Raw genomic sequence first — 24,583 nt, forward strand, 5'->3', positions numbered from 1 at the left:
ACGAAGGCTTCCTACGAATTTCGTTGGCCAGATGGTGACCGTATCGCTGGGTATCGTCATGGTGTCGATATACGTGCTTCATCTCGGCGTAGAAGCATATGGGCTGATTGCCATCAACGCCGTGCTTCTCGGATGGGTCCTCGTTCTTCACTTCGGACTTTCACCAACGTTATGCCGCGAGCTAGGCAGTCCGCGCCGGTACCGGCTCGAAAGCAGAAGTGGGACTGCTGTTGGAAAAGATGATTCTCGCTACCAGCGCCATCCTGTTCGTCTGGTCGATCTTCATCGCGCCTTATTTCGCCGAACGATGGTTGAATGCCTCCACGCTGCCTCCGAGTGTGATTCGTACGGCATTTGTGCTGATGATGCTGACTGCCATAGCGCGGTGGCTCGGTGCGATATACCGTGGGGGTGTGGTCGGCATCGATCGACAGGTTGCACTCGCCGGAATTGTCATCACCTTTGCCGTGCTACGCGTTGTGCTCGTTATGCCAATCATCATGATCGGGCCGCGTATCGAGTTCTTTTTCGTTTGGCAACTTTTGGCGATTGTCGTAGAAGCAGCCGCGATGCGGACACTGCTCGGCCGTACCTTCGACATACCGTTTGTGTCGGCACGTTTTTCATGGAGGGTACTGTCATCGCGCGCGAAGCTGTCACTGTCGATTGCATTGGCGACGATGATCTGGACCTGCACCGCACAGATCGACAAGATCGCCCCTGCGAAGATGTTGCCGCTGGCGGATTTTGCGGTGTTCAGCCTGGCGACTCTGTTGGCGAGCGGAATCTTGTTGCTGGCCAATCCAATTCAACAGGCGTTCATCCCACGGCTGACTACCGGCGCGGACGGAAATGTGTGTTCGCCCTTGCCTCGCGAGCGTTCTTCGTGCAGGACGCAAAAGGGGATTTGTTACTGCACTGGAAGGGCAATATGGGCTTTTTTTCATTCTCTTAGCGCCCGCGGTCCTATTTGGCGGCATTCATCTCGGTGCGGTCGGCGCTGCCTATGCGTGGGCGGGAATGAACTTTCTGCTCATGTTCGGCTGGGTTGCGATCATACATCGAAAGTTTATCCCCGGTATCAACGCCAGTTGGTATCGCGGCCTCGCTGCGCGTATCGCTGCGCTCACCCCCGTCGGACTGTTGTTGAGTTTCGCGGATCTCACAAGCTGTTCGCGTATTGGTCTGTTCTTTGTTCTATCAGGAGCGTGGCTCGCTATGGCCGCATTGACCATCGCGGTCTCGCCGATTATTCAACGAAAGGCTCGCCACCTGGCCGGGCGGCTGGTCCTCAACTGAGACAACAGCATGGATACTAACCTTTACCCTCCGGTCCAGGAGCAAGCCACGCCCGTACTGTCGGTCATCGTGCTCTGCTACCGACAAGGCGAGTATGTCGGTCCGTGCCTCCAAAGCGTACTCGACCAGAAGCTCGATGTGCCATTCGAGGTGATCGTGGGCGATGACAATTCGCCTGACAACTCCCTCGACGTCATCGAGTCGTTTCGATCGCGCTATCCGGATGTGATCAAGGTCATCTCGCACGACGCCAACGTCGGCTTCGCAGCGAACTTCGCTGACACCGTCGCGATGGCGAAGGGCGAATACATCGCGAACATCGACGGCGACGATGTCATGCTTCCTGGCAAGCTGCAGCGCCAACTCGATTTCTTAAGAGAGCATCCTGAATGCGGTCTCGTGGTCCATAGGATGCGCACGGTGGATCAGGATACGTTGGAGTCTGTGCCGTATCCACTACCCCAAAATAAGCCCGCAACGTTCGACGCCGAATTCCTCATCAAGAACGGGCCGTACTTTTTTCATAGCTCGGAGATGTATCGGGCCCATCTGCGTCATCGCAGCCCCGTTGACGTAGGTCTGAAATCAGTCTGTGATGTGGCCCACCTGCTCCAGGTGGTGTTCGGCTGGCAAGGCTGCTACCTGGACGAAGAGTGGGGCCTTTACCGTGTCAACCGGACCGGCATGACCTCGACACGAATCAACAATCCCGAGCGTCATAGGGAATACATGGCCGACATGATCCAGACCTGCCAGATCGCGGCCGATCTCGGCATGGCGAGCGACACAGTCAACCGTGGGCGCGCAAAGTTCTATCTGACGTCGGCCATCTTCTATCTGGAGCATGAGCACGGCGATGCCTTCGAGGACTGCATCGAGTCGAGCTGGCGTGCGGCGCGAATTGGTTCGAAACAGCTCGCTTTGTACGCCTTGCGCCGCTGGCCTCGGACGTTGCGCACTGTCTACACACGGCTCAAGCAGATCGCCGGACGACAGCGGATCAACGTATGACCATTGCGCGGCTGCGGCTCACGATCGGAAGCCGAGTCTCGAGCAGAACGTCAAATCGTATGAACCGAAAAATTGCTGAGCAAACGCGTCCCGGACAGTGAGAAACGACTTCGATGGGATGTGTCGTCTGCCATTGCTTGCCGGGCCACGAACCACTCGTCGCTGGACATGCAAAAGCGGAGACCACCGAACGCCGTATCCTGCGCCGGCGGATTCTCAGTCGCACGTACGGTCGTTGGCGCTGAACGTCCTTCGTCCTATTCAGGGGAGGTGCCTCCGGATCACGCCTTGGCGCGCGAGAGTTGCGTCACGTTCGATTCCAGCCGCTCTGTTGCCATTTGTGCAGCTGCCTGGTCGGCACGACGCTCGGGATCGGCACCGCCCTGCTCGGCCTCGATGTGAGCATTCCAGCGACGCACTTAATCGTACCGTTGGGTGAGCCCGGAGCCCGAGCCGGATCATGCCACAATCAGTATGTCGTCAGAGATTCCACAAATCAGATTCTGCCGCCCGGCAAGGCCAACCGCGCGGCTTCGGGCGAGTGGGCACGCGCTAAGGCTTCTCGAAGCGGCATCACGTCTTTCTGGCAAAGCTGCCGCGTGCGGCGCGGTCCGCCGCTCAAACTGGTTCCGCGGAAAGCGAACTCTAACTCCTCGCCCGAAGACATCGTAACCTCTGCTTAACAGCAACTGATACCGAGTTTTGAGTCCATTGTCCCCCGCGAATGTGGCCAGCGAGCGCTACAAGGCGCGCGAGCGGAGGGATCGCCCGATTGAATGTCGGTCAGGCTCTTGTGAGCAAGATAATCTACGGCACCCAATGTGAGCGCCAAGGCCCTGCACTCGGCGGCGTGTCCAGTGCTAATCACCACGCCGACCCGGGCGCCGGCGATTGCATATTGGGCGACCATGCGTTGACGGGCTGTTGCGGACCTCGTCTAAATGCGCCGCCCTGCGGAGGCGACTTCGTTGAAGTAATGCTCGATGCGGGCAAGAGCGTAGAGTGCGGCCCCTGAGCGGATGTCGTTTCTGCGGCCCGCGAACCGCCGTGTCTCGGTGAAAGTAAGTATCTCGCCCTGCCGGGTGCGGAACGCCCATGCAAAGCACTGGGTGCCCGGCGGCGGTCCTCCTGACGGACCGGCGTCCGCCAGGCCAGTATTAGAGACAACAACGTCCGCGCAGCAGCCTTCCTGTCGAAAAGCGCCCTCAGCCATCTCACGCGCGACTTCTTCACTGGTGAGCCCGAACTGTTCCATTGTCGATTGCTTCACACCTAGAAAGCCCACCTTTCCAGAAGGGGAGTAGCTCACAAAGCCGACATCGAGGCACGCGCCGCTTCCCGGTACGCTGGCAAGATACGATGCAATCTGACCCGCGGTACAGGACTCGGCAGTGGCGAGTTTCAGCCCACGCGATGACAGGAATGACACGACCTGCATTGGAACATTCATGGGTATCCCCGGGTTTAGCGAAAGAGGTCTCGCGCTGCTTACGGAGTAGCAAGGCGCGGTCCGGGCCCTGGCGAAACCATGGTGCTACACCTTCCAGTCGGGGCCCGTGCTTGTTTCTGGCGGGCAGGTCGACCCCGGCGGGGCGATCCCGACGTCGGATTAAACCGGATCAGCCATTGTTAATCGCTGTTAGTCGACGCGCCGCGCTGTCGTTAGGCCTTTTCCCGCTCACCAACAGCCAAAACTCGACACGCGATGATGGGAAATAGTCCGGATCGATGGCGGGAAGGCCAACTTTCCACGCTGACGCGCGGCAATCCGATGGCCGGTAGATGAGCATAGTTCGCGGCGATGGCGGGCCGCGCCGAGTGCAGTTCGGTTGCGCCGTATTGTGCTCGCTAGCGTCGACCCCATCTTTCTGCCAGCTGCTCGTTTGCCGCTGACCTCCGCATCCTGGCTGCGGTTGACCAATCCAGGGTCGGTCCAGTTTTCCGGATCTGCCGGCGCCTTGCCGCCGTCCGGCTCCAGCTCTGTCATGTCTCCTTATGCAGCGAGACGTTCATGTGCGCGCACTCACTTTCTCGCTCGCGTTATACAGCTCTGGAGCAAGTCCCGTTCGAGTCTCAATGCTGCTGCCCAGATCGAGCAGTTTTCAGGACATCGATGACGAAAGCTTTTGCCATTTCAAGCGTTGCCCCTGTTGCTGCGAGCTCCACGGAGGATCTCCTCTGCGCCCACCAGAGGCACATACGCGGGTGTTTGCGCGGCAGCGCTTACCTGCCACGGGGAGCCGGAGACGCAGGCACCCCAGCGGCCGGTGGCAGGGGAGCCTACGCCTGTTGGTTGGCCTGCTGATCCGACCGGAAGGTTGCCGACAGATGGTTCCCAAAAAAAGCTCCCGATGACCCCTCCAGAGTTGGCAAAAAAGTGGAAGCCGGGCCTGCCCGGGGCAGCCTCGCTGCAAGGGTCGAGCCTCGAAGAACTGATGCATGCGATGCGGCCGCTATGGCGACAGCTCAGCCGCCATTGATTGATTTGAGTCTAGCTTCATGTGGGGGCACCCGTTTGTCTGGCAAGCTGCGCATCGCCGCCTGAGGTGCTGATCTCATTGCGGCGGCATGAGGGCGTCATCAAGGTTTCAGCACGACCTTGATGCAGCCGTCTTCCTTGTCGCGGAATGTCTTGTACATGCCGGGTCCATCTTCCAGCGATACGGTATGCGTGATGACAAAGGAGGGGTCTATCTGGCCTTCCTGAATCCGCTTGAGCAAATCGTCGGTCCATCGATTGACATGGGTTTGACCCATTTTCCAGGTGAGGCCCTTATTCATCGACGCGCCGAACGGGATCTTGTCGATCAGACCGCCATAGACACCCGGCACAGAAAGCGTTCCCGCAGGGCGGCAAACGTAGATCATTTCGCGCAGCACATGAGGACGGTCGGTCTCAAGCATCACCGCCTGCTTGACGCGGTCGTACACGGCATCGAACGACCGGGTTGCATGCGACTCCATGCCCACGGCATCGATGCACTTTTCCGGGCCCTTTCCGTTAGTCAGATCCTTGAGGCGCTCGAGCACACTCTCCTCGTCGAAATTGACGGTGATTGCGCCGCCGGCTCGCGCCATGGCGAGTCGTTCCGGCACGCGGTCGATCACGACAACCAGCCTCGCGCCCAGCAGGATGGCGCTACGAATTGCCATCTGACCGACCGGACCTGCACCCCAGATCGCGACCGTGTCTTCGGGCTGGATGTTGCAGTTCACAGCGGCTTGCCACCCGGTCGGGAAGATGTCGCCGAGAAAGAGAACCTGCTCGTCGGTCAGGCCGTCCGGAATCTTTACGTGCGTGGTGTCGGCCATCGGGACGCGCACGTATTCCGCCTGGCCGCCCGGATAGCCGCCGGTCAGATGCGAGTATCCAAATAGGCCGGCGGTCGTATGGCCAAATACCTTGTCGGCCTTCTCCTTGTTGCGATTGCTGCGCTCGCAAACGGAAAAATTGCCTCGCTTGCACTGTTCGCATTCGCCGCAAAAGATGGTGAAGGGTACGACGACACGATCGCCAACCTTGAGCTTCGTGTTGTCCTTGCCGACTTCGACAACCTCGCCCATGAATTCGTGTCCCATGATGTCGCCGCTTTCCATGGTCGGCATGAAACCGTCGAACAGGTGCAGGTCCGACCCGCAGATCGCGCAGGTCGACACCTTGACAATGGCGTCGCGTCCTTCCTCGATTACAGGATCGGCAACCGTGTCGCAGCGAATGTCGTGCTTGCCGTGCCAGCGAAGTGCTCTCATGTGACTCTCCAGAAGGGTAGTGGCCGACTAGCGTACGAAGCGTGCGGCCGGATATCGGGTTCCGTCTGCTCCACCAGCAACGTCCGTTCCGCGAGCGGGCGGAAGCAGCGGCCTCGGCCATTCGCAGTCCCATCAGCAATTAAAACAGGCGCCGGCCGCGCCCGGAAGAACGGGGATACGCGGCCGTTTCGCAAATGACCTCGTGAGTAGTCAGAAGACGGGTTTGACGAGCTGGCCCCCGGATCGTCGGGATTTGGGAGGCTGCATGGTGCGTCCGCTGCCCCCCGCGTCCGGTCTCGCTGATCTTTGACCGCGTGCCTGGAGACCGGAGGTCGGCGGTCGCCCGACGTCTGCATTGGTTCGCGGAGCGGTCTCATCGCGTCCGGCCGCGCCCGATGCTCAGATTTGCGGACCGAGTTGGCCACAGCCCACGTGCATCCTGCTCGAAAAAACGCACCTGTTAGGGACAGGCGGTGCCGCGACAGCCGGCAAATTCGCACACCGAGGTCTTTCGCTCTGTAAGTTCAGGCGACGATGCGCTCTGCCCGCAGGTATGCTTTGTGCGGATCTCTTCCATCGGTATTCGCTGGGAGACAGTGATGAAAGAAAAGGACGCAACACCATCCTATCCTTACGCATCCGGAGGGTGGGGATCGCTGAAGGCGGTGACGACGATTCTGGCGCGGGAGCACGTCGGCGCGAAAGGCAGCGCGGTGCTCGCAAGGCAGAATAAGCCCGACGGATTCATGTGCGTAAGCTGTTCGTGGGCCAAGCCAGCGGACCCGCATGTTTTCGAATTTTGCGAAAGCGGAGCCAAGGCAACGGCGTGGGACCTGACGTCGAAGCGGACGACTCCGGAGTTCTTCCGCCTGCATACCGTGAAGGAACTATTGTCCTGGCATGACCACGACCTGGAAGAAGCGGGGCGGCTCACTGCTCCGTTGCGCTACGATCACATCACCGATAAATACGTCGAAGTCGACTGGCAGCAGGCGTTCGATGAAATCGGCCGCGAATTGAATGGCCTGGCCCCCAACAGTGTGGTGTTCTATGCTTCTGGCCGCGCGTCGCTCGAAACGTCGTACATGTATCAGCTGTTCGCGCGCATGTACGGCACGAACAATCTCCCCGACAGTTCGAATATGTGCCACGAAAGCACCAGCGTCGGGCTGAAGGAAGCTATCGGGGTGGGCGTAGGAACCATTACGCTCGATGACTTCGAAAAGACGGATCTGATGTTCTTTTTCGGCCAGAACGTCGGCACCAATAGTCCGCGCATGCTTCACCAGTTGCAGGACGCGCGCAAACGCGGCGTGCCGATTATCACGTTCAATCCCCTTCGCGAGCCCGGGCTCATACGGTTCGCCAATCCGCAGTCACCCGCGCAGATGCTCACGCCGGCGAACACGCGGATCAGCACGCAGTATCACCAGGTGAAGACGGGCGGCGACACTGCGGCGATTCTCGGCATCTGCAAGGCCGTGATTGCAGCCGACGATCTGGCCGCCGAGCAAGGCCGGCCGCGCACGATTGACATTGCTTTCATCCGCGATCACACAGCCGGCTACGATGCATTTGCGAACTGCGCGCGCGAGGCGTCGTGGACGGACATCGAAAAAGTCAGTGGGCTGACGCGCGAGGCGATAGAAGCCGCGGCCGACGAGTACATGAAGGCGGATGCAGTCATGATCCATTACGGTATGGGACTGACCCAGCACAGGCTCGGCGTGCAGAATGTCCGTATGGTGTGCAACCTGCTCTTTCTGCGAGGCAATATCGGCAAGCCGGGTGCCGGGCCTTCGCCTGTGCGTGGGCACTCCAACGTGCAGGGGCAGCGTACCGTTGGCATTACAGAGAAACCCGAACTGGCACCTCTCGATAAGCTGGCCAGTCAGTTCTCCTTTGAGCCGCCGCGCACAAAAGGCCTTAATACCGTCGAGGCGTTCGAAGCGATGATCAAAGGAGAGGTCAAGGCCGTTTTCAATCTGGGAGGCAATCTCGTACGTTCCGGGCCTGACCGGAATCGTATCGAGCCGGCATGGCGGAGTCTGCGATTGAACGTGAACGTGGCGACAAAGCTCAATCGCAGCCAACTCATACACGGTGAGATCTCTTACATCCTGCCGTGCCTGAGCCGCATCGAGATCGACCGGCAGGCAAGCGGTGATCAGGCGGTTTCAATGGAAGACAGCACGGCGTGCGTGCACGGCTCTCACGGCGTGGCGGAGCCGCCCAGCGAGAATATCCGCTCCGAACCCTTCATCCTCGCGGGCATTGCGAAGGCGACGCTGGAAGACCGCTTCGCGGTCGATTGGAATGCCTGGCGAGACGACTACTCTGTCGTGCGCGATGAAATTGCAAAAACGTACCCAGAGATATTTCATGATTTCAGTCGGCGCATGTGGACGCCTGGCGGATTTCCAAAGCCTCTTCCCGCACGCGAGCGACAATGGCAAACAAAGAGCGGCAGGGCGGAATTCCTCGTGCCGAAAGAGCTCGGCGAGGATCCCGATATGCCCGAGCGGGGAACAGACGCGCTGCGGCTCATGACATTGCGCTCGGACAGTCAGTTCAATACCACTATTTACAGCCTCGACGATCGCTTTCGCGGCGTGAAAGGAAACCGGATGGTCGTGCTGATGAATAAAGACGATATCGCCGCGAGCAGTCTTTCGGAGGGCGACATGATCGGCTTGGAGACCATCGCGAATGATGGCGTTGACCGGCGCGTCAGCGGCCTGACTGTGATGGCCTACGACATCCCCCGAGGATGCATTGCCGCCTATTACCCGGAATGCAACCCCCTACTGCCGCTGTGGCATTGCGCAGAGGAGAGCAAGGTGCCCGCCGCGAAGTCCATTCCAGTGAAAATCGTCGACAAGCCAGGCAGGCAGCCGGCTGTGTGAGAGAAATTGGCCGGCCGAATAGGCCGGCCAATTCGCCTTATCAAATGCTTTTACTCCCGTAGCGCGTTTTTCTCGATTTCGGCAGGCAATGCGTGACGCCTAGCACCAGCAATGACCCGAGCAGGAGCGTGGCGATCGGGAATGTACCAGCTGTGTTCACGGCAATCTCGCGCGGACGCTCGCCCACAAGTTGAAGTCGGCGCCGTGTCATGCGCGCGCCCAGGGGGCGCAACTGGCTCTTCAACGCGCGCTCGGCTGCAGGCAGTAGAACCGTTTCTTCGTCGGCTATGTGATGCATGACCTCGCGCATCAGTTCGTGAAACAGGGCGTCGTAGGCAGCATCTTCAGGGCCCGTCGCGCGCAGCTTGTTAATGGTGGCGCGCATTTCGTCATGTTCAGGGCGGCTTTTACCGAGCGTTTCGTCTTCATTGAGTACGCCGGCCAGTGCTGGGTAGAAGACCTCTTCCTCCAGCTGCGCGTGAATCTCCAGCGCGGCACAGGCGGAATTGACAATGGCGCGTTTGCGCCACCAGGGGCTGCCAGCGTGATAGCGATGGAACGCAGCGAGCACATGCATATGGTCCAGACGGATCATCGAAGTGATGGTGGGCGACATCGATGAATTTGTATCGGGCATGACAGTTCTCCAGAATGACGCGCCGGCGCGCCTGACGGCCGGCAGGCGCGGTTGCGCTAGATGGCGCATTTCCCATACCTGCGCGTCGGACTCGGTCCGTGACCATCGCCTCGTTAACGCAGGAGCGCCGGACCGGCCTGCGCGCAGAGGCGATCTGCGAAGTTGGCGAAAATAGTGCATGGTGTGGCTCGCCGTGCAATTGCCGCGCGGCACGTTAAACCTGGCCCGCCCGCATGATTTCGCGACCGCACGGTGCTCTTGCATCGCGGCCGGTGCCTGGGCGTCGTAGCTGTCGCTGCGGCTCGAGTGCAGGAGCGCCACTGCGTTGGAGGAAACGCGCTCCTTTCCGCGCTTTCGCGGGTGCGCCGGCACGGGGAATGCTGATATGGCTGTGCCTCCGGGGAGGCCATGGTTGTTGTTCGTTTGGCTCGCCAGTCGGCGAGCCTTTTTTTCGCCGCGTCGCCAGCGGCACCAGTGCGTGGCAAGAAACTGCTTGCTGACTCTCCTTCGCATGCGATGGAAAAGTAGGCGAGGCCCCATGATGTTTTCGACAATCCTTATCAACCGCGAGGACCCGTGCTCGACCGACGCGCGGACGCTGCTGGACCGATTGAGCGCCACGCTTGGATTTTTCACCGGAAGTGGCGGACAGAGCCGCTCTTCAGTTCTGGACGTGGCACTGGAGCGCGCGCCTTCTCGCGGTGAGAACGGGTTGCGGGATGCCGCTCGGATGTGGCGCATTCGGTCCGCGAGGCGAGGGTATTGCCTTGAGGTGTTGTTGTGCTGGCCTGGCGCCGATGCTGTCGATGGCGTGGGCAGCGCGATTCTCGCGCAACCTGGAAAATCACGCAGGACAGCCTGGGTTGGCGCTGTGGCTCGGCAGACACGTGAACAGTCGCCGCACCGTCGAACTGTACGGGAAGCATGGGTCCCGTCAAATTCCGCCTATGGACCGTAGCTGAACAAGACGGATTCGTACTGTTTCAAGAAACGTCTTGATGGCCGGTCCCCGAGGTATCAGCGCAGGGCTGGTATTCGTGACGCCTGACGCAAGTCGGTCCCGCCGGTTGGCGCACTTCCCGTACCGCCTTCATCCGCCGCGTCATTTGTGCAGTTTCTCACGCAGCGACTGGATGTCATTTGCGGTAACCGGCCGGGCGTCGTTACCCCATGAAGCACGAATCCACGAGAGTGCAGACGCCATCTGCGCGTTCGTTAGCGTTTGAGAAAAGCCGGGCATCGACTGCCGCGGAGGTCCACTGATGGTCGCCGGGCTGTTGCCGCCTTCCACCAACAGGCGGATCAGCGAGGTCGTGTCCTCCGTGATCACTGCCGGATTGCCCGCGAGCCGCGGAAACACGTTGGGCACGCCCGCGCCTTCCACGCCGTGGCACTGGGCGCAGAACGAGCTATAGACCCGCGCACCAACCGATTGCGGCGCGTCGACGCGATTGCCATTGCGCGTAGGTAAGTCCGGTTGTGCGACCGGATCGTAGCGTCCCGACAGTTTTTGCGCCGGCAGCGACTTCAGATAATGCGCCATAGCCAGCGCATCTTCATCGGTCAGATATTGTGTGCTGTCTTCGACCTGCTCGACCATTGAGCCAAATGCCACCAGCCCCGCGCCGTGGCCCGTCTTCAGAAAAGCAGCGAGATCGCTTTCGCCGATGCGTCCGAGCCCCGAGCCCGGGTCGCCCGTAAGGTTTGGCGCAAACCAGTTGTCGTTAACGCCGCCAGTCAGATACGTAGGCGACGATTCGTCGTAGCCCCGCTCCTGGAAACCGAGGCCGCGAGGCGTATGGCATGCGCCGCAATGGCCGGGACCTTGAACGAGGAGGGCACCACGGTTCCAGTGGGCGTCGCGTCCTGGCTTCGGCTGGTAGGGCTCTTTCGGTGCGAACGCGAGTTGCCAGAAATAGAGCACCCAGCGCTGATTGAACGGAAAAGGAATCTTGGTGGGTGGCGCGGGGTGTGAGACGGGTTTCACGCCGTGCATGAAGTACGCGTAAAGCGCGCGCATGTCATCGGCGGACATTTTCGAAAACGAAGCATACGGCATGGCCGGGTAGAGCCGCTTGTTACCAGGTGATATACCCTCGCGCACGGACCGCTCAAAATCCTGATAGCTGTATGCGCCGATCCCATAGTGGCGATCCGGCGTGATGTTGCTGCTCATGATGGTGCCGAACGGTGAAGTGAGGCCGAGGCCGCCTCCATACGCAGGACCGCCGACGGCTGTGTGGCATCCCGCGCAATCGGCGGCTTTCGCGAGGTATTCGCCGCGCGCGACGAGCGCGGCATCCACCGCGCCCGACGGCTGACACCAAACGCATGGCGCAAGCACCACGAAGAGGGCCGCCGCGCTCGCCATCGTTGTTAGTTTGGAGCGCCGCATCATCAAGTACCGTCCCGGGGCGCGGCGAGCGCGTCCGGCATAAGTGTGCCAGGCGCACGATGCAGCAGCCAGCGAGCGCCGGTTGCGAGCGCCGCAATCAGATACGCGAGACCGCCCGGCACCCACATGACGAGCCCGCCAAGTTGCTGATCCTGCAGCGGATCGAAACCGAGCGCCGATGTGGGTCCCATATACGCGGGATACCAGAGCCCGGGCGCGAGCGTCAGCAACGCGCCAAGGGCGCCGGTGTGCACCATGGTCGTGAACAGTGACAACATCGCGTAGCCGCTTTGATGGCGGCGGGCGCCTTCGCCAAAGACGACCCACCAGAACAGCAGCGCACTCAGCAGAAAGCTGGCGTGCTGAAGGGTGTGAATGCCCGGCGAGGCCAGCGCCGCATCGAAGAGCCGCGGCATATGCCACGCCCACAGCGCGGTCGCATGCAGCAGCCACGCTACGACCGGTAAACGCAGCATCTTCCAGAGGCCGCGCAACGGTTGCGCGCATACCGCGGCGGCTATCGCACGCCGTGCTGGCGGCGGAAATGCCCAGAGCCAGACGGGGAGCGGCCGACCGAGTACCAGAAGCGGTGCGGCGACGAGCATCATCAATTCGTGCTGGATCATATGCGCCGAGAAGAGCGCGGCGCTCAGCGCATCGAGCGGCGAATCGAGCGCGGCTACCAGCGTGAGCCATCCGAGTAAGAAGGCGGCAAGCTGACGGGCGCGAATACCGCGGCTACGTTTGCTGCGTGTGCGCAGACGCAGGTAGCCGGCTACATACAGGGCGAGACTCACGGCCAGTAGTGCGACGATCCACGGCTCGAACGTCCAGCGCAGCACGGCGGGCGCGCTCCCTTCGGTGGCGCTCAGCACGTGCGCTTGCACGAAAATCGGAACGAAGGTCGCGGCGAGCAGGAGCGCGAACGCTCGCTGACAGTTCGTCGGGATGCTCACTGCACGCAGGGGGAGAGCAGCCATTGCGGAATCCACATTGCCACGAGTGAAAGAGTCGAGATCATGCCGACCCACGTTGCCGCGCACGCCAGCATCGCGGGCCGTGCCGGCAAGGCGGGCGCGCTCGCCGGTGCGGTCACGCCGGCTTCGCGCCAGCGCTGCCAGGCAAGCAGTGTTGCAACCACCGAAAACAGCAGGGCGGTGCCGGTCACGCTGCCGAGTGGCAAAAGCGTGCGCCATGCACACGCCGGCGTGACCAGTGCATAGTCGGCGCTCAGCGCAGCCAGTACAGCCGAGGGCGCACCAAGCAGCGCGAGCCAGGTTCGCATAGCGACCTCCATCACAACCGTGGGGCGAGATAAAGCACTGCGTAGATCGGTAACCAGCTGAGCACGACGAAATACCAGTACAGCGCGTTCTCGCTCACATCGACAAACCGTTTTCCTTCAAAGGGTCCGGTAAATAACAATACCGCGAGCACGGCGGTATCCACCGTGTCCGTGATGAGGTGGGTCGTATGCAGGCCGAGCAGCAGCCATACGACAGAGCCGTACGCGTTGGCGTACCAGCTCACGTTCAGTGCGGCGAATTCGAAGCCCCGCAGCACCAGAAACACCACGGCGAATAACAGGCACACCGATAGCCATAGCCGCGAGCGGACGCGATCCTGGCGGTCGGCTGCGCGTTTGGCAAGCTGATTTGGCCACATGCTCAGCATCAGCACCGCGGTGTTCGCGCTTCCCCACAGGAGCGCCGGCGGCGCGGCGTTGAGCGGCCAGTGCACGGTCAGGCTGCGAAGGTAGAAATACGTCATTGCGGCGATGGCGAACACCGTGCCCTCGATCAGCATCAGGCACACGGTGCTCCACCACATCAGGCTGCGATGTCCGAAGCCGAAGCTCGGCAAGTGGCGCACATCGAGCATCAACGCGGGGGACGCGCCATTGCCGTCGGATGCCGCTTGCTGAGGAACCCTGCGAAGCTCCGTCACGGCCGTTGCTCCAGTTGGACCGCTCGCCGGTTCTGGGCGCGGGTCGGCCAGAACCAGCCGATCAACGCGACCGCGACCGGCACCGATCCCCACACTACCGCCCACGGCGAAAAGATCGAGCCGATGAATAATACGGTGGTTGCCACCGCACTGATGAACGGCCAGATGGATGGTGACGGAAAGAGCAAACGCAGATCGGGCAGCGCATCGAGCGCGGTCGTCGACAGCACTTCCCGCGACTCGGCTGCAAGCCCGCTGACATAGGCCGGTTGCGCCCCTGGTTCCCAAAGCGGATCGCGCCCGTGGACGACGGGGAGAGCATCGAAATTGTGTGGCGGCGGTGGACTTGTCGTGCTCCACTCGAGTGTGCCCGCCCCCCAGGGATCGGAGCCCGCAGGCTCACCATACCGGTAGCTGCGTATCACATTGACGACGAAAATCAGCACGCTTAAGCCGAGCGTCCATGCGCCGATGGTGGCCGTCATATTCATGCTGTCCCAGCCCATACCGTGCGGATAAGTCCATACACGGCGCGGCATGCCGTGCAGACCCAGCAGATGCATCGGAAAGAAAGTGACATTGAAGCCGATGAAGAACAGCCAGAACTGTATGCGTCCCAGCGTTTCACTCATCAAGCGGCCGGTCGCTTTGGGAAACCAGTAGTAGAACGCACCGAATAGCGGAAAAACTGCGCCGCCCAGCAGCACATAATGCAGATGCGCAACCACGAAGTACGTATCGTGAACCTGCAGATCGAGCGAGACAGAACTCAGCATCACACCGGTCATGCCGCCGAGGACGAGGATGAAGAAGAACCCCAGCGTGAACCATAGCGGCGTCTTCAGATTGAGGCGGCCGGTCCAGAGGGTCGCGAGCCAGCAGAAGATCTGCACGCCTGAGGGGATCGCGATCATTAGACTTGCGGCGGTAAAGAAGCTCTTGCCGAGTGCCGGAATGCTCGTCGCGAACATGTGATGCACCCATAGCCCGAAGGCGAGGAACGCCGTCATGATCAGTGCGAGCACCATCGCGGGGTAGCCGAAAATGGGGCGGCGGGCAAAGACTGGAATGATCGACGAAAGGATTCCAAGCGGTGGAATAAAAATCAGGTACACCTCGGGATGGCCGAAGAACCAGAACAGGTGCTGCCACAACAGCACATCGCCGCCGCGCGCCGCGTTGTAGAAGTGCGTGCCGACCAGCCTGTCGAGAATCAGCGCGGTGCTGCCGAGCATCACCGCCGGCATCGCGAACAGCACCATGAATTGCGTGACAAGCGTGGCCCACACGAATAGCGGCATCCGATTGAGCGACATGCCCGGTGCGCGCAGCTTGAAGATTGTCGTAATAAGCACGACCGCTTCAAGCAGGGCCGAGAGCTCGGTGAAGGTGATCATCTGCGCCCAGATGTCGACGCCCTTGCCGGTCGAATAGTCGGGGCCTGCCAGTGGCACATAGCTGAACCAGCCCGCGTCGGGACCCGCGCCCAGCAAAAACGCAACATACAGCGTCAGTCCGCCGAACACGAAAACCCAGTATGCGTACGCGTTCATCCGTGGAAACGCGACGCTGCGCGCGCCAATCATCAGCGGCACGAGCCATGTGGCAACGGCCTGCATGATCGGCACGGCGAACAGGAACATCATCGTCGTGCCATGAATTGTGAAGAGCTGGTTGTACATTTCCGGGCCGACCAGGCGATTGCCGGGCTGCGCGAGTTGCAACCGCATCGCCAGTGCTAGCGTGCCGCCCAGCAGAAAAAAGACGAATGTCGTGATCACGAATCTTCGGGCGATGGTCTTGTGGTTGATCGCGCAGAGCCAGCCGAACCAACCGGGCGGATCGCTCCATGCGCGCGCCAGGGCTTCGACGACCCGCGCCCCGGCGGCGGGGCCGTCCACCAGATGTTGTGGACGCCGGTCCGAGGAATGACGGTCGCTCATTGGAGGGTTCCGAGCCATGCGACGAGGGCTTTAAGTTCCTGCGCCGAAAACTGGCTCGCGGGCATCGTCGTGCCGGGCTTCATGCTGCCCGGTGCCTTGATCCAGGACTCCATGTTCGCAGGGGTGTTCTCAAATGTTCCGGCCGCCAGCATCGGCCGGCTCATGACGTGCGTGAGATCGGGCCCGAGGACGCCGCGGGCGGACGTGCCTCGCACCGTATGACAACCGGCGCAGGCGCCGGCGGTAAAGAGGTGCTCACCTTGCGCCTGAAGGCCGTTGACAGGCTGCGGCGCGACCGCCCGCTGATGCCTGACCCACGCGTCGTATCGGGCAGGCGACTCGGCGACGACGTCGAGAGCCATCAATGCGTGCTCCAGGCCGCAGAATTCGGCGCATTGTCCGCGATAGGTACCCGGTTGGTCGGCCCGAAATTCGATCGTCGACGTGCGGCCTGGAATCATGTCCTTCTTACCATGCAGGTTCGGCACCCAGAAGGTGTGGATCACGTCGTCTGCCTTGAGCGATACGATGACAGGCCGTCCCACTGGCACGTGCAGCTCGTTTGCGACCGCGAAGCTGCGGCCTGGCGTATCGTCGTCGTAGCGCGCTTCCCACCACCATTGATGCCCGGTCATTTCGAGATGAACGGCGTCCGCCACCGGAAGGCGCGACAACGCCCGGTCGGTCAGTACGTCGGCGAGCAGCAGGCAAAACAGCACGGCCACGGACGCAATTGACGCGCCGCTGACCACGCGACGCAGCCGTTTTTCCGGACGTTCGAGCGACTCGAGGTCAGGGCGAGTATCGCGGCTGGAGCGCGGGGCGCGGGTCACTGCGATCAGCAGCGCGATTAGAACGGCCGCGAAGACCAGCGAGCACACCGTCAGCGTGACGTTCCACAGAGCGAGGATGTGCGAGGCCTGCACTCCTGCCGGGCGCAGTGCGGTTTGGGCAGGCTCGGCATTCGCGCGAAACGCGAGGCTGCCGGAAAAGACGATGGCAAGCCGGAGCTTAGCCGGACGAAGGATTGCCGTCCTAGCCAGTTTTTCGGGCCGTACCTGATCGGCTGGGCGATTTTCCATTACTTCGGCGACGTAGAAGTCTGACAGGGGTCAGCGCTGCCGCAGCAATCGCCATACCCAAAGCGCGGCACAACGCCCGCCAAAAAACGTTCGCTTTCACGGTGCCACTGCATTCGTGGATGGCGAACCCCTGCCGCGCTCACCTTTTGAAATAGCCCAGACTGCGTAGCAGCCTCTAAACGTGGCGGCGAGACGACATCCCACATCGATGGCGCAGTGAATGTGGAGCCGGCACTCACCGCCCACGGCGGTGGCAATCTCCTCCCATCGTCACATGGGATTTGCTCTCAGTACGGCAGCGGCACCGACTATCGGGCAGTTCACATGCAAGATTCAGCAGGAAACGACTGCGCCCATAGCCGATGTGTCGCAACGCCCGACGCCTGCACCGATCCCACATCGCCGGGGTGTCGCATAAAAATACTAGCCGCCTGTAACTCGGTCCCAACCGTGCCGCACGGCCGCCTTGAATCGTTCCCATCCACTTTCCGGGTAGCGCGACTCCCAATTCTCGCGAGCGTTCGCTTCTACCCGTTGCCAGTCATGTCCGCGATACCGCTCGTCGTTTCCGAGCGTGGCTCCGTGCGCGTAGGCTCGCTGGTATTCGTCGTATGACGCACCGGTGTTCGCGTAGTGGGCGTCATAGTCAGCGCGAAATTCAGCGTCATAGGGGGTGTCGTCCAGCGGAGTCGCCGGGTCGGGCTCGCCCACAAGACCTGTCCCAGATTTGCGCTCTGTTGTTGTACCGGTGCTGTCATCTGATGAGTATGCTGCCGCAGCTGATTTGACACTCGCGCGCGCGCCCTCGGGCGTCCGCGTGTGTCCGACGCGGGGTTCCCCCGATAACTCCTCCCCGTTTTCCACGGACGAAGTTGATTCGAGTCCCTCCGTACGCGTCGCGACCTGCTGCATCCCACCGACAACCATCTTCGCCCCTACCGAAGAGGTGGGAGTGCCCTGTATTACTGTCCGGCCTGCCGCCGGCTCTTCGCTCGTGGGTGACCTCGGTGCGACTGGAAGGACCGACGCGTCGTGCGGACTGGCGAGATATTCCGTTGTTGGCGAAGGCGCCGTGTCCGCCGCGTGTCCACCGTGTGCAATCGTCTCGCGTTGCTGCGCAGAAGTCGGCTCGTAGGGGCTGGAGTAATCGCGGGTCGTTGAGCTATCCCCACGTAGCGCCTGTTCCGAGAGCCCGGAATTATTTCGCCATACCTTGGCGCGCTCCTCGATGTCGGCTGCGCCGGCACGGCGCATCAAATCGCGAGCAAGGTCAACTTGCATTTCGGAAACGTCTGCGCTGACGATCGCTCCACCGCGACGTATCAATTCTCTGTAATCCTCCGTTTCCGCTGGATACTGGCCACTTTTGAAGAGTCGTGCAAACAATTTTTCGAGTTGATCGAAGACCGGGTTGTGATGAAGTACGTCACCGCTGCCCGGCGCATAAACACGCGGCTCCTTTTCAACGGTGTGTCATTTGACATCGCGTAGATAGCAATATCCGCTTGAGCAACGCCAGCCTCGCCCAGTGTCCGTTGTGCCGAGCGCGCGTCGGCATATTTATCGAACACGCCTAATACGGTTTGTCTCATGATTGTGTCCTCCGCAATCGTAGTTCGGTATTCCCTCCGCCATGATGGTAGTCGTCGCAACACGCGTGCCCGAGGGCTGGGACGAAGTCGCTGGCTTTCGTGGTTTTGGCTCGCATGCGCGCCCCAACCGTGGGCGGCCAGCAAGATGCGGCCACGCCCAAATAAGCCCCTGCCGCTTATCGTTAGGCAGCACGACAACGTTGGCATTCTCCTTCGGCAGGCAGGATTTTATGTACGTTGCAAGGACCGCCGTTCGTGTGGATCTCTCTGAGATTGCAGTTGTGCCGGAAAACGCCAACGACGCGTGCTTTGTCGCCGCACCACCAACAAACCCGTCCGCGAGTCCTTTCGGATCAGTCAAATGAAATGAGCACAGGAATTCCCGCATGCGCTTTCCTGCACGCTGTAGTCATTGTCGCCGCCATTAAGTGACTGTCATGTTCGACTATGGGGCAATGATGCTGGCTGAGTCTGCGACTCAGCATTCCTGACGTTTTCCGGGCAACGCAGTGCCGTTGCCACCGCCGTCGAAAATGCCGCCGGGGGACGGGCCGCCTGCCTGTGTATACAAATAGCCGACAGAGGATTGTCATGTGTTGGAATTGCGCCCACATGGAGATGCCTCGAATCGCTGGTTCGGAAAAGCGGCGGGGTTAAAAACTATTTTTAAACAAGAAGTTACGCCTCACTGTGTGCCGAAGGCGAGCTGGGCATAGATCGTGACTAGTAACTTGGTGAGCGCAGAACACAGTCGCTCAGTTAAGACCAGCTCTCGTTGCCAAACTACTTTTAATAGGTGAATCGAAATGAACACAGTGACTATCGCTGACCTGCATCAGGAGAAGGATCTCTCCTCTACCGATATGGCCCGTGTCGTTGGCGGGCACGATGTAGACAAGGAAAAAGCACTCGTTGAAGCCTACCGTGTTATCAACGGGATAGACGGTCTATTGAATACACCAGACCCAGCCCCCGCCCACGTGTCGATGAAGTTGCCTGGATAATTGTCGACGGTTGACAGACGGCGGCGTAGAAAGCAAGGACACGAGTCCGGATAACAGTCAGCCATAGGGGCTGGGTTACCGGCCCTTATGTTTTTTGGCCGCTGCCGGCCTGGTCCCGTTCGACGCATTTCACCAACTGAAGAATAAAGTTAATGCGCGGCCTGGCCTGCCGTCGGACACCAGATGGCCGAAGAGGCCGAGCGTTGCATAACCGTCTCGCGGAAGATTGAAGACCGAAATGGGGCGACCCCGGCCGGTCGTTGTAGGGCTCCATGCGGCCATTTTGCTACGTTCGCACATGGATTCGTAGCGTCGACTGCCGAAGTGCAGGCGGCGTTCGCGGCGCGCGGGCACACATAGGCTGATGTGTTCGCGTTGGCTGTCTGACGCCGGCGTTGCCACCACTGCTGTCGCATCAGGCGTCGTCGCCGTTGACACCCGCTTTGCCGGTTGCAGTCGCAGGGCATCCGCGTGCGCCCGGCGGTCGATCACGTTCCGCTCCTCGGCGCCCTGGGGCAATCGCCAGGCGATGAGACAATCCGAGGTCGCGGACAATCCTGTTCAAGTGCGAGGGAGAATAGGTGATACCGAACTCCCGTTCGACAAAGATGCGCAGTTGCTCGCGGTTCCACACATCAGTTTCAAACCCGTGTAGGCGTGGTGAATGTTTGATCGCGCTCGTGAGCCAACTAAGCGCCCGTACATCGAGGACAGACCGTCGTCCAACGTCGTTCAACCGCAGGATGGCTTTGGCCCCGCCGACGGCAAAGAGCGATTCATACCGGCTAGCGGTGGCAGGACTCAGTTGCAATCGACGGGCTATCTCAGGCATGGGTATTCCAGCCACAAGCATGGACGCAACTGCGCTTCTTCGAGTACTCCAGGGTGGCTTATTCAAGTCGTGGGAGGCGGACATGCGAACTCCATACCTTTGACGTGATACCTACTCAGCGAGCCATGACAGGTTGCCGCGCCATCCGGAATGGCCGCTACTCTGCTCCTTACGGCCAACATCGGCGGTGGCCTCCGGTAGGGGGCGTTGGACAGATCAGGCGACAACTATATGACGTTCCCTCTCCGTTTGCACGATCCGGCAGCTGTCGCCTCACCATGGCAGCTTAGGCCAGGCGACTCAATTCCGGCGCCTGGTAATCAGATCGGCTACACCGGCATGTATGGCAATCTCCCGGATATAGCCTCGTGAGTATTCCACACCCAGGAGGCGAGTCCGCGTTCCCGAACTATATGGGCGACGTGCGATGCGGAATAGCTCACTCCGAATCGTTGCAAAATAAGGCTACGCACCTGCTCGACAGTCCACGCCTTCGCTGCCATACCATGCAGCTTTGGGGAATGTTTGACAGCGCTGACGAGCCAGCTCAGGGCTTCTTCATTCAACTGCGACCTGGAGTCGTATTCGTTTAGTCGCGTCAGCTCGCGCAATTTTTTATGCACGCGCACAACTACTGCAGGGCTTAGCGTTCGGCCGAATTGCAATCAGCGATGCTTGATAGTGTGCGACCAATCTATCGCAGGATCCTGAAGGAAAGCTTAAGAACGTTACCCCGTGACTGTGGATAGGCGATATGGTGTCGAAGACCGGCGCATCGTCAATGCCATTACGCTGATGGAGCAGAACATCGAGCGGCCGGTTCCGATGAAGCGGTCGCCTCGCTTGTCGGCATTTCGCCGCGCCAGTTCGAACGGATGTGGCTGAAGCATTTTAATGTCAGTCCGTCGCAGTTCTATCTCGAGCTACGGCTGAAGACCGCGCAGAAGCTGCTTCATGAATCGACGTACTCACTGCTCGACATCGCCATGCGCTGGGCCGACTCCGCCGCCGTAAAGTGCAGCGCCACGGGGCTGGTCGCACCACGTAGACCTTTCACATTCTGTTTAGGCTGCGAGTCGCGCCGATCAAGGCCTTTGTTTGCACAGATCTGTTTTCATCAACCCACGACCTGCCGTGGCTGCGCGTGGAAGCAGAGATATACGCAACGCTGCGACGCCAATCGGCTGGATTCGCAGACGGGCTCAATAGGCTCACGTCACATCAGACTCTTAACTGGTTCGGCGTCGAGATCGCCTCCGCAGGATCCACGTGGATTTCCAGCAGGGCAGGGCGAGACCTTTGCACGAGAGTCAACGCCGATGAGACCGTCAGTACGGCCAGAACTCCAGTCATCAGTTCGCCGCGCGCCTGGCGACTTTCTTTTGACGTTGTTCGGCAGCATCGACGTGCCGACGCATTGCACGTACCGAAGGCGGGACCACCCGGCGGCGAGCCAATGCCCACGGGAGCGCTCCCATCATCATGAACGCATCACGCGCGAAAGTGCCTTCACGCCACAGAAGCGCAAAGGCTCGCCCGGTCGCGGAACAGGCATCTTGCAACGGGAGACGCAGCCAGGAAATCCACGCTGCGTTGCGTGCCAGCAGCCGGCGCCTCAAGCGGCTGTCGCGCGCCCGCGACGGATGATGATGCACCACCAGTGAGTCCATATAGACGATGGCGTGGCCGGAAGCGAGGAGGTCGAGCGCAACCAGTTCTTCTTCTCCACCCAAAAAAAGGCGCGGCTCGTATCCGCCGACCGCGCGGAACACATCAGTGCGGAAAACGCAGGCACCCGCGATGTAGCCCGTCAGGGGCGGGCCGGGCAGGTCACGGCTCTCCAGCGGGCTGTTGCGCATTCGGACGCACGTCTCGTCCAGTTCCAGCGACTCGCCCACCAGCACGCGCGCGCTCAGCACCGCAGCGCGCGGCGAGGCGTCGAGCACGCGAACCGCCCGTGCCAGGGAGCCGGCCTCCCACCACATGTCGTCGTCGCAGAAGGCGACATAGTCAGTCGATACGCAGGCGACGGCCTGATTGCGGCCCGCGGCGCCCAGATTTGACGGGCACTGCACGATGCGTACACCCGGCAGAATGGCTCTGATCAGCCCCACGGTGTCGTCGCTGGATGCATTGTCCGCGACGATCACCTGTGGCTGCTCCGGCAACGCAAGAAGGCGCGAGAGGGTGCGCATGACTTCCTGCGCGCGGTTATGCGTCAGCACGACTACCGAGATGCGATGCGCGACTGACCGGTCTGGATAATGAGCGTCTATTCTCATTGCAAAACCTCTGGCTTGTCCCCCAGATAGCAAGTGACGCGCCCGTTGATGCCATTGCGCTTCGATCCGAGGTTCCGGCCGGACCCGTTCAGTCCAGTCGATGACCTGTAACGCGGACAGCCCGTTTTCTTTGCAGCCTTCTCGCGAGGATCTGATATGCGGCGATCCACCGCGGCCAGATAGACGGTCTGGCCAATTTATTCCGGCTACAGCCATCCATGCTCTTCGGTCCGTTCGCCTGCGACCGCGCGGATGCGCGTCCCGGGCATGCCGGATGCGCATTGCGGGGACGACGCGGCGGTAACGAGGGGAGGGGGCCATGCGCGTACATATCATCGAGATGGCGGACGTGTGTGTCAGGTCGGACGTAGTAGCAGATTGCGATGGCGAATTTCTATGGGTCGTCCGCGTTACGGAGCGGAGCCCGGACCAGCGTCTCGTGTTCGAAAGAAGGGGCCACTGCGGTCACGTCGCGAAAGGAGATGCGCTGGACATCGCGGCGTACCGAGCGCGCGAAATCGCTGTCGGGCTTGCTTTGCATGCCGCCGGATGCGACTCCAGGCGGGCTCAGAGCGACCTGACTTGATCGGGCGCTAGCATCGGCGCGTGCGTGGCAAGTCAGCCAGTCTCTTATGGGCATGTCGAACGGTCTCGCGTGGCATGCGCGTTGCACGTTCCAAGGCATCGAACTTCCAGGCGCCGGCGGTGACAACGCCGGCCGATCAATGTCCAGTCCCAACGGGGGCGGCAGGCCCGGCGAGCAGAATCGTGACACACGCGCGCCGTAGCACACGACGATGACAAGCCAGAGCCCGCCAGTGAGATCCCGCACTCATCCGGCTCGCCGGTGCAAGACCGTGCCGCCCCGTTATGCGATCAGAAGGTAATCTCAGCCTGACAGGGTAGCCGCGGCGCCGGTCCGCCTCTGGCGAAAGCAGAGCGGGACTACCGCCGGAGAGATTCTGCCGCCAATTTCTCCTCGGCAATCAGGGACAGCTTCTGGTCGGTGGCTTTCTCTTCTTCCAACGTGTCGGCCAGAAGTTTGACGGACTCTGTTTCACCCAACTGTTTCGCCAGCGCAATCAGCGAGCCGTATGCCGCAATTTCGTAGTGTTCCACTTTCTGCGCCGCTGCGATAAGCGCCGTGTCCAGCAGCGGGCCCTTTTCAATCTCGTCAATCTGCTCCTGGCCTTCCTCGTTGAGACCCTCCATGGCAACGCACTTGATGCGCTTGAGCTTGATGCCGGTAGCCTCGACGACACGGTCAATCCTCTCAATCTGACCTCGCGTTTCCTCCAGATGCATCTCGAACGCTGACCTGAGACCCGGATTGGTCGACGCGCGCGCCATCTTGGGCAGCGACTTCGTCATCTGTTTTTCGGCACTGTAAATATCGGACAGCGAGTGAATGAACAAATCCTTCAGCGTCTTCGTAGTCATGGCTACTCCTTCGAGTCAGTTTGGGAGACTCACCTGCCGGCGAGTGCGGTGTGATGGTCACGGCCGCAAACTACGTGCCCGTGTTTGCCGCTCAATACGTCGCTCACTCGATTCGCCGCATCCTTTGGCGGCAATTCTGTTTAACGGAGCAGTAGCCGCGAGCTTCAGTACGCTTGGAGAATTACTTCTGCTTCTGTCCGTTTGCGCGGAGCTTGAACCTGTCGCCGTTTGCGCCTATCCGCGTCTCCCGGGAACGCCTGTTGCGTCGCTATTGCACGGTCGAAGCTTCGGATTTCTTAGTTGTTGAGACCGCGTTTGAACAGCCTTCAACCTGGGAGACGCCATCATGCAGATTCTTGCCACTCAAACCGGCCTGCCTCGTGTGTCATGGGGTGCCATTTTCGCCGGCGTAATCCTGTCACTCATTGTCTATCTCGTCCTCAGCGTGCTCGGGACAGCGATT

The 24,583-nt window shown here is 60.7% G+C and carries 21 protein-coding genes and 1 pseudogene; 6 read left to right on the top strand and 16 right to left on the bottom strand.

The window, feature by feature from the left end; translation table 11 throughout:
• The first annotated feature begins 218 nt into the window (after positions 1–218).
• The gene (locus P0D80_RS42215) at positions 219–1,319 is read left to right on the top strand and encodes an MATE family efflux transporter (RefSeq protein ID WP_408292654.1); all 1,101 of its coding nucleotides are present in this window, start codon (positions 219–221) and stop codon (positions 1,317–1,319) included.
• Positions 1,309–2,310 (top strand): glycosyltransferase family 2 protein, encoded by a 1,002-nt coding sequence (locus P0D80_RS42220; RefSeq protein ID WP_408292656.1) that lies wholly within the window; start codon positions 1,309–1,311, stop codon positions 2,308–2,310. Before P0D80_RS42215 ends, P0D80_RS42220 begins: the two co-directional genes overlap by 11 nt.
• A 281-nt stretch (positions 2,311–2,591) precedes the next feature.
• Here P0D80_RS42220 and P0D80_RS42225 read toward each other — a convergent pair whose 3' ends face one another.
• The 3 genes from P0D80_RS42225 to P0D80_RS42235 all read right to left on the bottom strand — a co-directional run bounded on the left by P0D80_RS42225 (position 2,592) and on the right by P0D80_RS42235 (position 6,060).
• A complete protein-coding gene (locus P0D80_RS42225) occupies positions 2,592–2,729 on the bottom strand; it encodes a hypothetical protein (protein WP_165923971.1) in 138 nt (45 codons plus the stop codon).
• Between the two features lie 518 nt (positions 2,730–3,247).
• Positions 3,248–3,760: a CinA family protein gene (locus tag P0D80_RS42230; RefSeq protein WP_408292659.1), complete on the bottom strand. Its 513-nt coding sequence runs from the start codon at positions 3,758–3,760 to the stop codon at positions 3,248–3,250.
• A 1,130-nt stretch (positions 3,761–4,890) separates the two neighbouring features.
• Positions 4,891–6,060, bottom strand: coding sequence for a zinc-dependent alcohol dehydrogenase (locus P0D80_RS42235; RefSeq protein WP_408292661.1), 1,170 nt, complete (start codon positions 6,058–6,060; stop codon positions 4,891–4,893).
• A gap of 599 nt (positions 6,061–6,659) precedes the next feature.
• Between P0D80_RS42235 and P0D80_RS42240 the strand changes: the two genes are divergently transcribed.
• Positions 6,660–8,966, top strand: coding sequence for an FdhF/YdeP family oxidoreductase (locus P0D80_RS42240; RefSeq protein WP_408292663.1), 2,307 nt, complete (start codon positions 6,660–6,662; stop codon positions 8,964–8,966).
• 40 nt (positions 8,967–9,006) lie between these two features.
• On the opposite strand, the gene P0D80_RS42245 is transcribed toward P0D80_RS42240, so the two are convergent.
• From P0D80_RS42245 to coxB, 7 genes are all read right to left on the bottom strand, one after another.
• A complete protein-coding gene (locus P0D80_RS42245) occupies positions 9,007–9,603 on the bottom strand; it encodes a hemerythrin domain-containing protein (RefSeq protein ID WP_408292688.1) in 597 nt (198 codons plus the stop codon).
• A gap of 1,102 nt (positions 9,604–10,705) precedes the next feature.
• Positions 10,706–12,001, bottom strand: coding sequence for a c-type cytochrome (locus P0D80_RS42250; protein ID WP_408292665.1), 1,296 nt, complete (start codon positions 11,999–12,001; stop codon positions 10,706–10,708).
• Positions 12,001–12,978, bottom strand: a complete 978-nt coding sequence (locus tag P0D80_RS42255) for a cytochrome c oxidase assembly protein (RefSeq protein WP_408292667.1) — start codon at positions 12,976–12,978, stop codon at positions 12,001–12,003. The genes P0D80_RS42250 and P0D80_RS42255 overlap by 1 nt, the downstream gene beginning before the upstream one ends.
• Positions 12,951–13,283: a hypothetical protein gene (locus P0D80_RS42260; RefSeq protein ID WP_408292669.1), complete on the bottom strand. Its 333-nt coding sequence runs from the start codon at positions 13,281–13,283 to the stop codon at positions 12,951–12,953. Before P0D80_RS42260 ends, P0D80_RS42255 begins: the two co-directional genes overlap by 28 nt.
• 11 nt (positions 13,284–13,294) lie before the next feature.
• On the bottom strand, positions 13,295–13,945 hold the full coding sequence (locus P0D80_RS42265) for a cytochrome c oxidase subunit 3 (RefSeq protein ID WP_408292671.1): 651 nt from the start codon (positions 13,943–13,945) through the stop codon (positions 13,295–13,297).
• Complete coding sequence (gene ctaD / locus P0D80_RS42270; RefSeq protein ID WP_408292673.1) at positions 13,942–15,888, bottom strand: cytochrome c oxidase subunit I; 1,947 nt, start codon at positions 15,886–15,888, stop codon at positions 13,942–13,944. Before ctaD ends, P0D80_RS42265 begins: the two co-directional genes overlap by 4 nt.
• Positions 15,885–16,814, bottom strand: a complete 930-nt coding sequence (coxB, locus tag P0D80_RS42275; protein WP_408292675.1) for a cytochrome c oxidase subunit II — start codon at positions 16,812–16,814, stop codon at positions 15,885–15,887. Before coxB ends, ctaD begins: the two co-directional genes overlap by 4 nt.
• Before the next feature lie 21 nt (positions 16,815–16,835).
• Between coxB and P0D80_RS42280 the strand changes: the two genes are divergently transcribed.
• The gene (locus P0D80_RS42280; RefSeq protein WP_408292677.1) at positions 16,836–16,994 is read left to right on the top strand and encodes a hypothetical protein; all 159 of its coding nucleotides are present in this window, start codon (positions 16,836–16,838) and stop codon (positions 16,992–16,994) included.
• 1,298 nt (positions 16,995–18,292) lie between these two features.
• On the opposite strand, the gene P0D80_RS42285 is transcribed toward P0D80_RS42280, so the two are convergent.
• Positions 18,293–18,562 carry a hypothetical protein gene (locus P0D80_RS42285; RefSeq protein WP_408292679.1) on the bottom strand — a complete coding sequence of 90 codons (270 nt, stop codon included), beginning with the start codon at positions 18,560–18,562 and terminating at the stop codon, positions 18,293–18,295.
• Between the two features lie 806 nt (positions 18,563–19,368).
• On the opposite strand from P0D80_RS42285, the gene P0D80_RS42290 reads away from it, so the two are divergent.
• Entirely contained in the window at positions 19,369–19,566 is a 198-nt protein-coding gene (locus tag P0D80_RS42290; RefSeq protein ID WP_132380344.1) for a hypothetical protein, read from the top strand.
• Between the two features lie 129 nt (positions 19,567–19,695).
• On the opposite strand, the gene P0D80_RS42295 is transcribed toward P0D80_RS42290, so the two are convergent.
• The 3 genes from P0D80_RS42295 to P0D80_RS42305 all read right to left on the bottom strand — a co-directional run bounded on the left by P0D80_RS42295 (position 19,696) and on the right by P0D80_RS42305 (position 20,901).
• Entirely contained in the window at positions 19,696–20,058 is a 363-nt protein-coding gene (locus tag P0D80_RS42295) for a hypothetical protein (protein WP_408292694.1), read from the bottom strand.
• The gene (locus P0D80_RS42300; protein WP_408292682.1) at positions 19,982–20,482 is read right to left on the bottom strand and encodes a winged helix-turn-helix domain-containing protein; all 501 of its coding nucleotides are present in this window, start codon (positions 20,480–20,482) and stop codon (positions 19,982–19,984) included. The genes P0D80_RS42295 and P0D80_RS42300 overlap by 77 nt, the downstream gene beginning before the upstream one ends.
• Positions 20,483–20,727: 245 nt before the next feature.
• Positions 20,728–20,901, bottom strand: a complete 174-nt coding sequence (locus P0D80_RS42305) for a winged helix-turn-helix domain-containing protein (RefSeq protein WP_408292690.1) — start codon at positions 20,899–20,901, stop codon at positions 20,728–20,730.
• 372 nt (positions 20,902–21,273) lie between these two features.
• On the opposite strand from P0D80_RS42305, the pseudogene P0D80_RS42310 reads away from it, so the two are divergent.
• Positions 21,274–21,333 (top strand): annotated as a pseudogene (locus P0D80_RS42310) (hypothetical protein); the annotation flags it as partial.
• A gap of 417 nt (positions 21,334–21,750) precedes the next feature.
• Here P0D80_RS42310 and P0D80_RS42315 read toward each other — a convergent pair.
• Together P0D80_RS42315 and P0D80_RS42320 are read right to left on the bottom strand one after the other, a co-directional pair.
• On the bottom strand, positions 21,751–22,680 hold the full coding sequence (locus tag P0D80_RS42315; protein ID WP_408292692.1) for a glycosyltransferase family 2 protein: 930 nt from the start codon (positions 22,678–22,680) through the stop codon (positions 21,751–21,753).
• Between the two features lie 945 nt (positions 22,681–23,625).
• Positions 23,626–24,120: a YciE/YciF ferroxidase family protein gene (locus tag P0D80_RS42320; protein WP_408292684.1), complete on the bottom strand. Its 495-nt coding sequence runs from the start codon at positions 24,118–24,120 to the stop codon at positions 23,626–23,628.
• Positions 24,121–24,583 lie beyond the last annotated feature (463 nt).

It is taken from the genome of Paraburkholderia sp. RL17-373-BIF-A, assembly GCF_046030175.1.
Taxonomy (GTDB): domain Bacteria; phylum Pseudomonadota; class Gammaproteobacteria; order Burkholderiales; family Burkholderiaceae; genus Paraburkholderia.

What these genes read in the sequence shown, in the direction of transcription:
- P0D80_RS42220 (WP_408292656.1), top strand. Translation starts at nt 1,309, where the DNA reads ATGGATACTAACCTTTACCCTCCGGTCCAGGAGCAAGCCACGCCCGTA.
- P0D80_RS42240 (WP_408292663.1), top strand. Translation starts at nt 6,660, where the DNA reads ATGAAAGAAAAGGACGCAACACCATCCTATCCTTACGCATCCGGAGGG.
- ctaD (WP_408292673.1), bottom strand. Translation starts at nt 15,888, where the DNA reads ATGAGCGACCGTCATTCCTCGGACCGGCGTCCACAACATCTGGTGGAC.
- P0D80_RS42255 (WP_408292667.1), bottom strand. Translation starts at nt 12,978, where the DNA reads ATGGCTGCTCTCCCCCTGCGTGCAGTGAGCATCCCGACGAACTGTCAG.
- P0D80_RS42300 (WP_408292682.1), bottom strand. Translation starts at nt 20,482, where the DNA reads ATGTCCGCCTCCCACGACTTGAATAAGCCACCCTGGAGTACTCGAAGA.
- P0D80_RS42285 (WP_408292679.1), bottom strand. Translation starts at nt 18,562, where the DNA reads ATGAGACAAACCGTATTAGGCGTGTTCGATAAATATGCCGACGCGCGC.
- P0D80_RS42230 (WP_408292659.1), bottom strand. Translation starts at nt 3,760, where the DNA reads ATGAATGTTCCAATGCAGGTCGTGTCATTCCTGTCATCGCGTGGGCTG.
- P0D80_RS42245 (WP_408292688.1), bottom strand. Translation starts at nt 9,603, where the DNA reads ATGCCCGATACAAATTCATCGATGTCGCCCACCATCACTTCGATGATC.
- P0D80_RS42315 (WP_408292692.1), bottom strand. Translation starts at nt 22,680, where the DNA reads ATGAGAATAGACGCTCATTATCCAGACCGGTCAGTCGCGCATCGCATC.
- P0D80_RS42260 (WP_408292669.1), bottom strand. Translation starts at nt 13,283, where the DNA reads ATGCGAACCTGGCTCGCGCTGCTTGGTGCGCCCTCGGCTGTACTGGCT.
- P0D80_RS42305 (WP_408292690.1), bottom strand. Translation starts at nt 20,901, where the DNA reads ATGGCAGCGAAGGCGTGGACTGTCGAGCAGGTGCGTAGCCTTATTTTG.
- P0D80_RS42235 (WP_408292661.1), bottom strand. Translation starts at nt 6,060, where the DNA reads ATGAGAGCACTTCGCTGGCACGGCAAGCACGACATTCGCTGCGACACG.
- P0D80_RS42320 (WP_408292684.1), bottom strand. Translation starts at nt 24,120, where the DNA reads ATGACTACGAAGACGCTGAAGGATTTGTTCATTCACTCGCTGTCCGAT.
- P0D80_RS42290 (WP_132380344.1), top strand. Translation starts at nt 19,369, where the DNA reads ATGAACACAGTGACTATCGCTGACCTGCATCAGGAGAAGGATCTCTCC.
- P0D80_RS42250 (WP_408292665.1), bottom strand. Translation starts at nt 12,001, where the DNA reads ATGATGCGGCGCTCCAAACTAACAACGATGGCGAGCGCGGCGGCCCTC.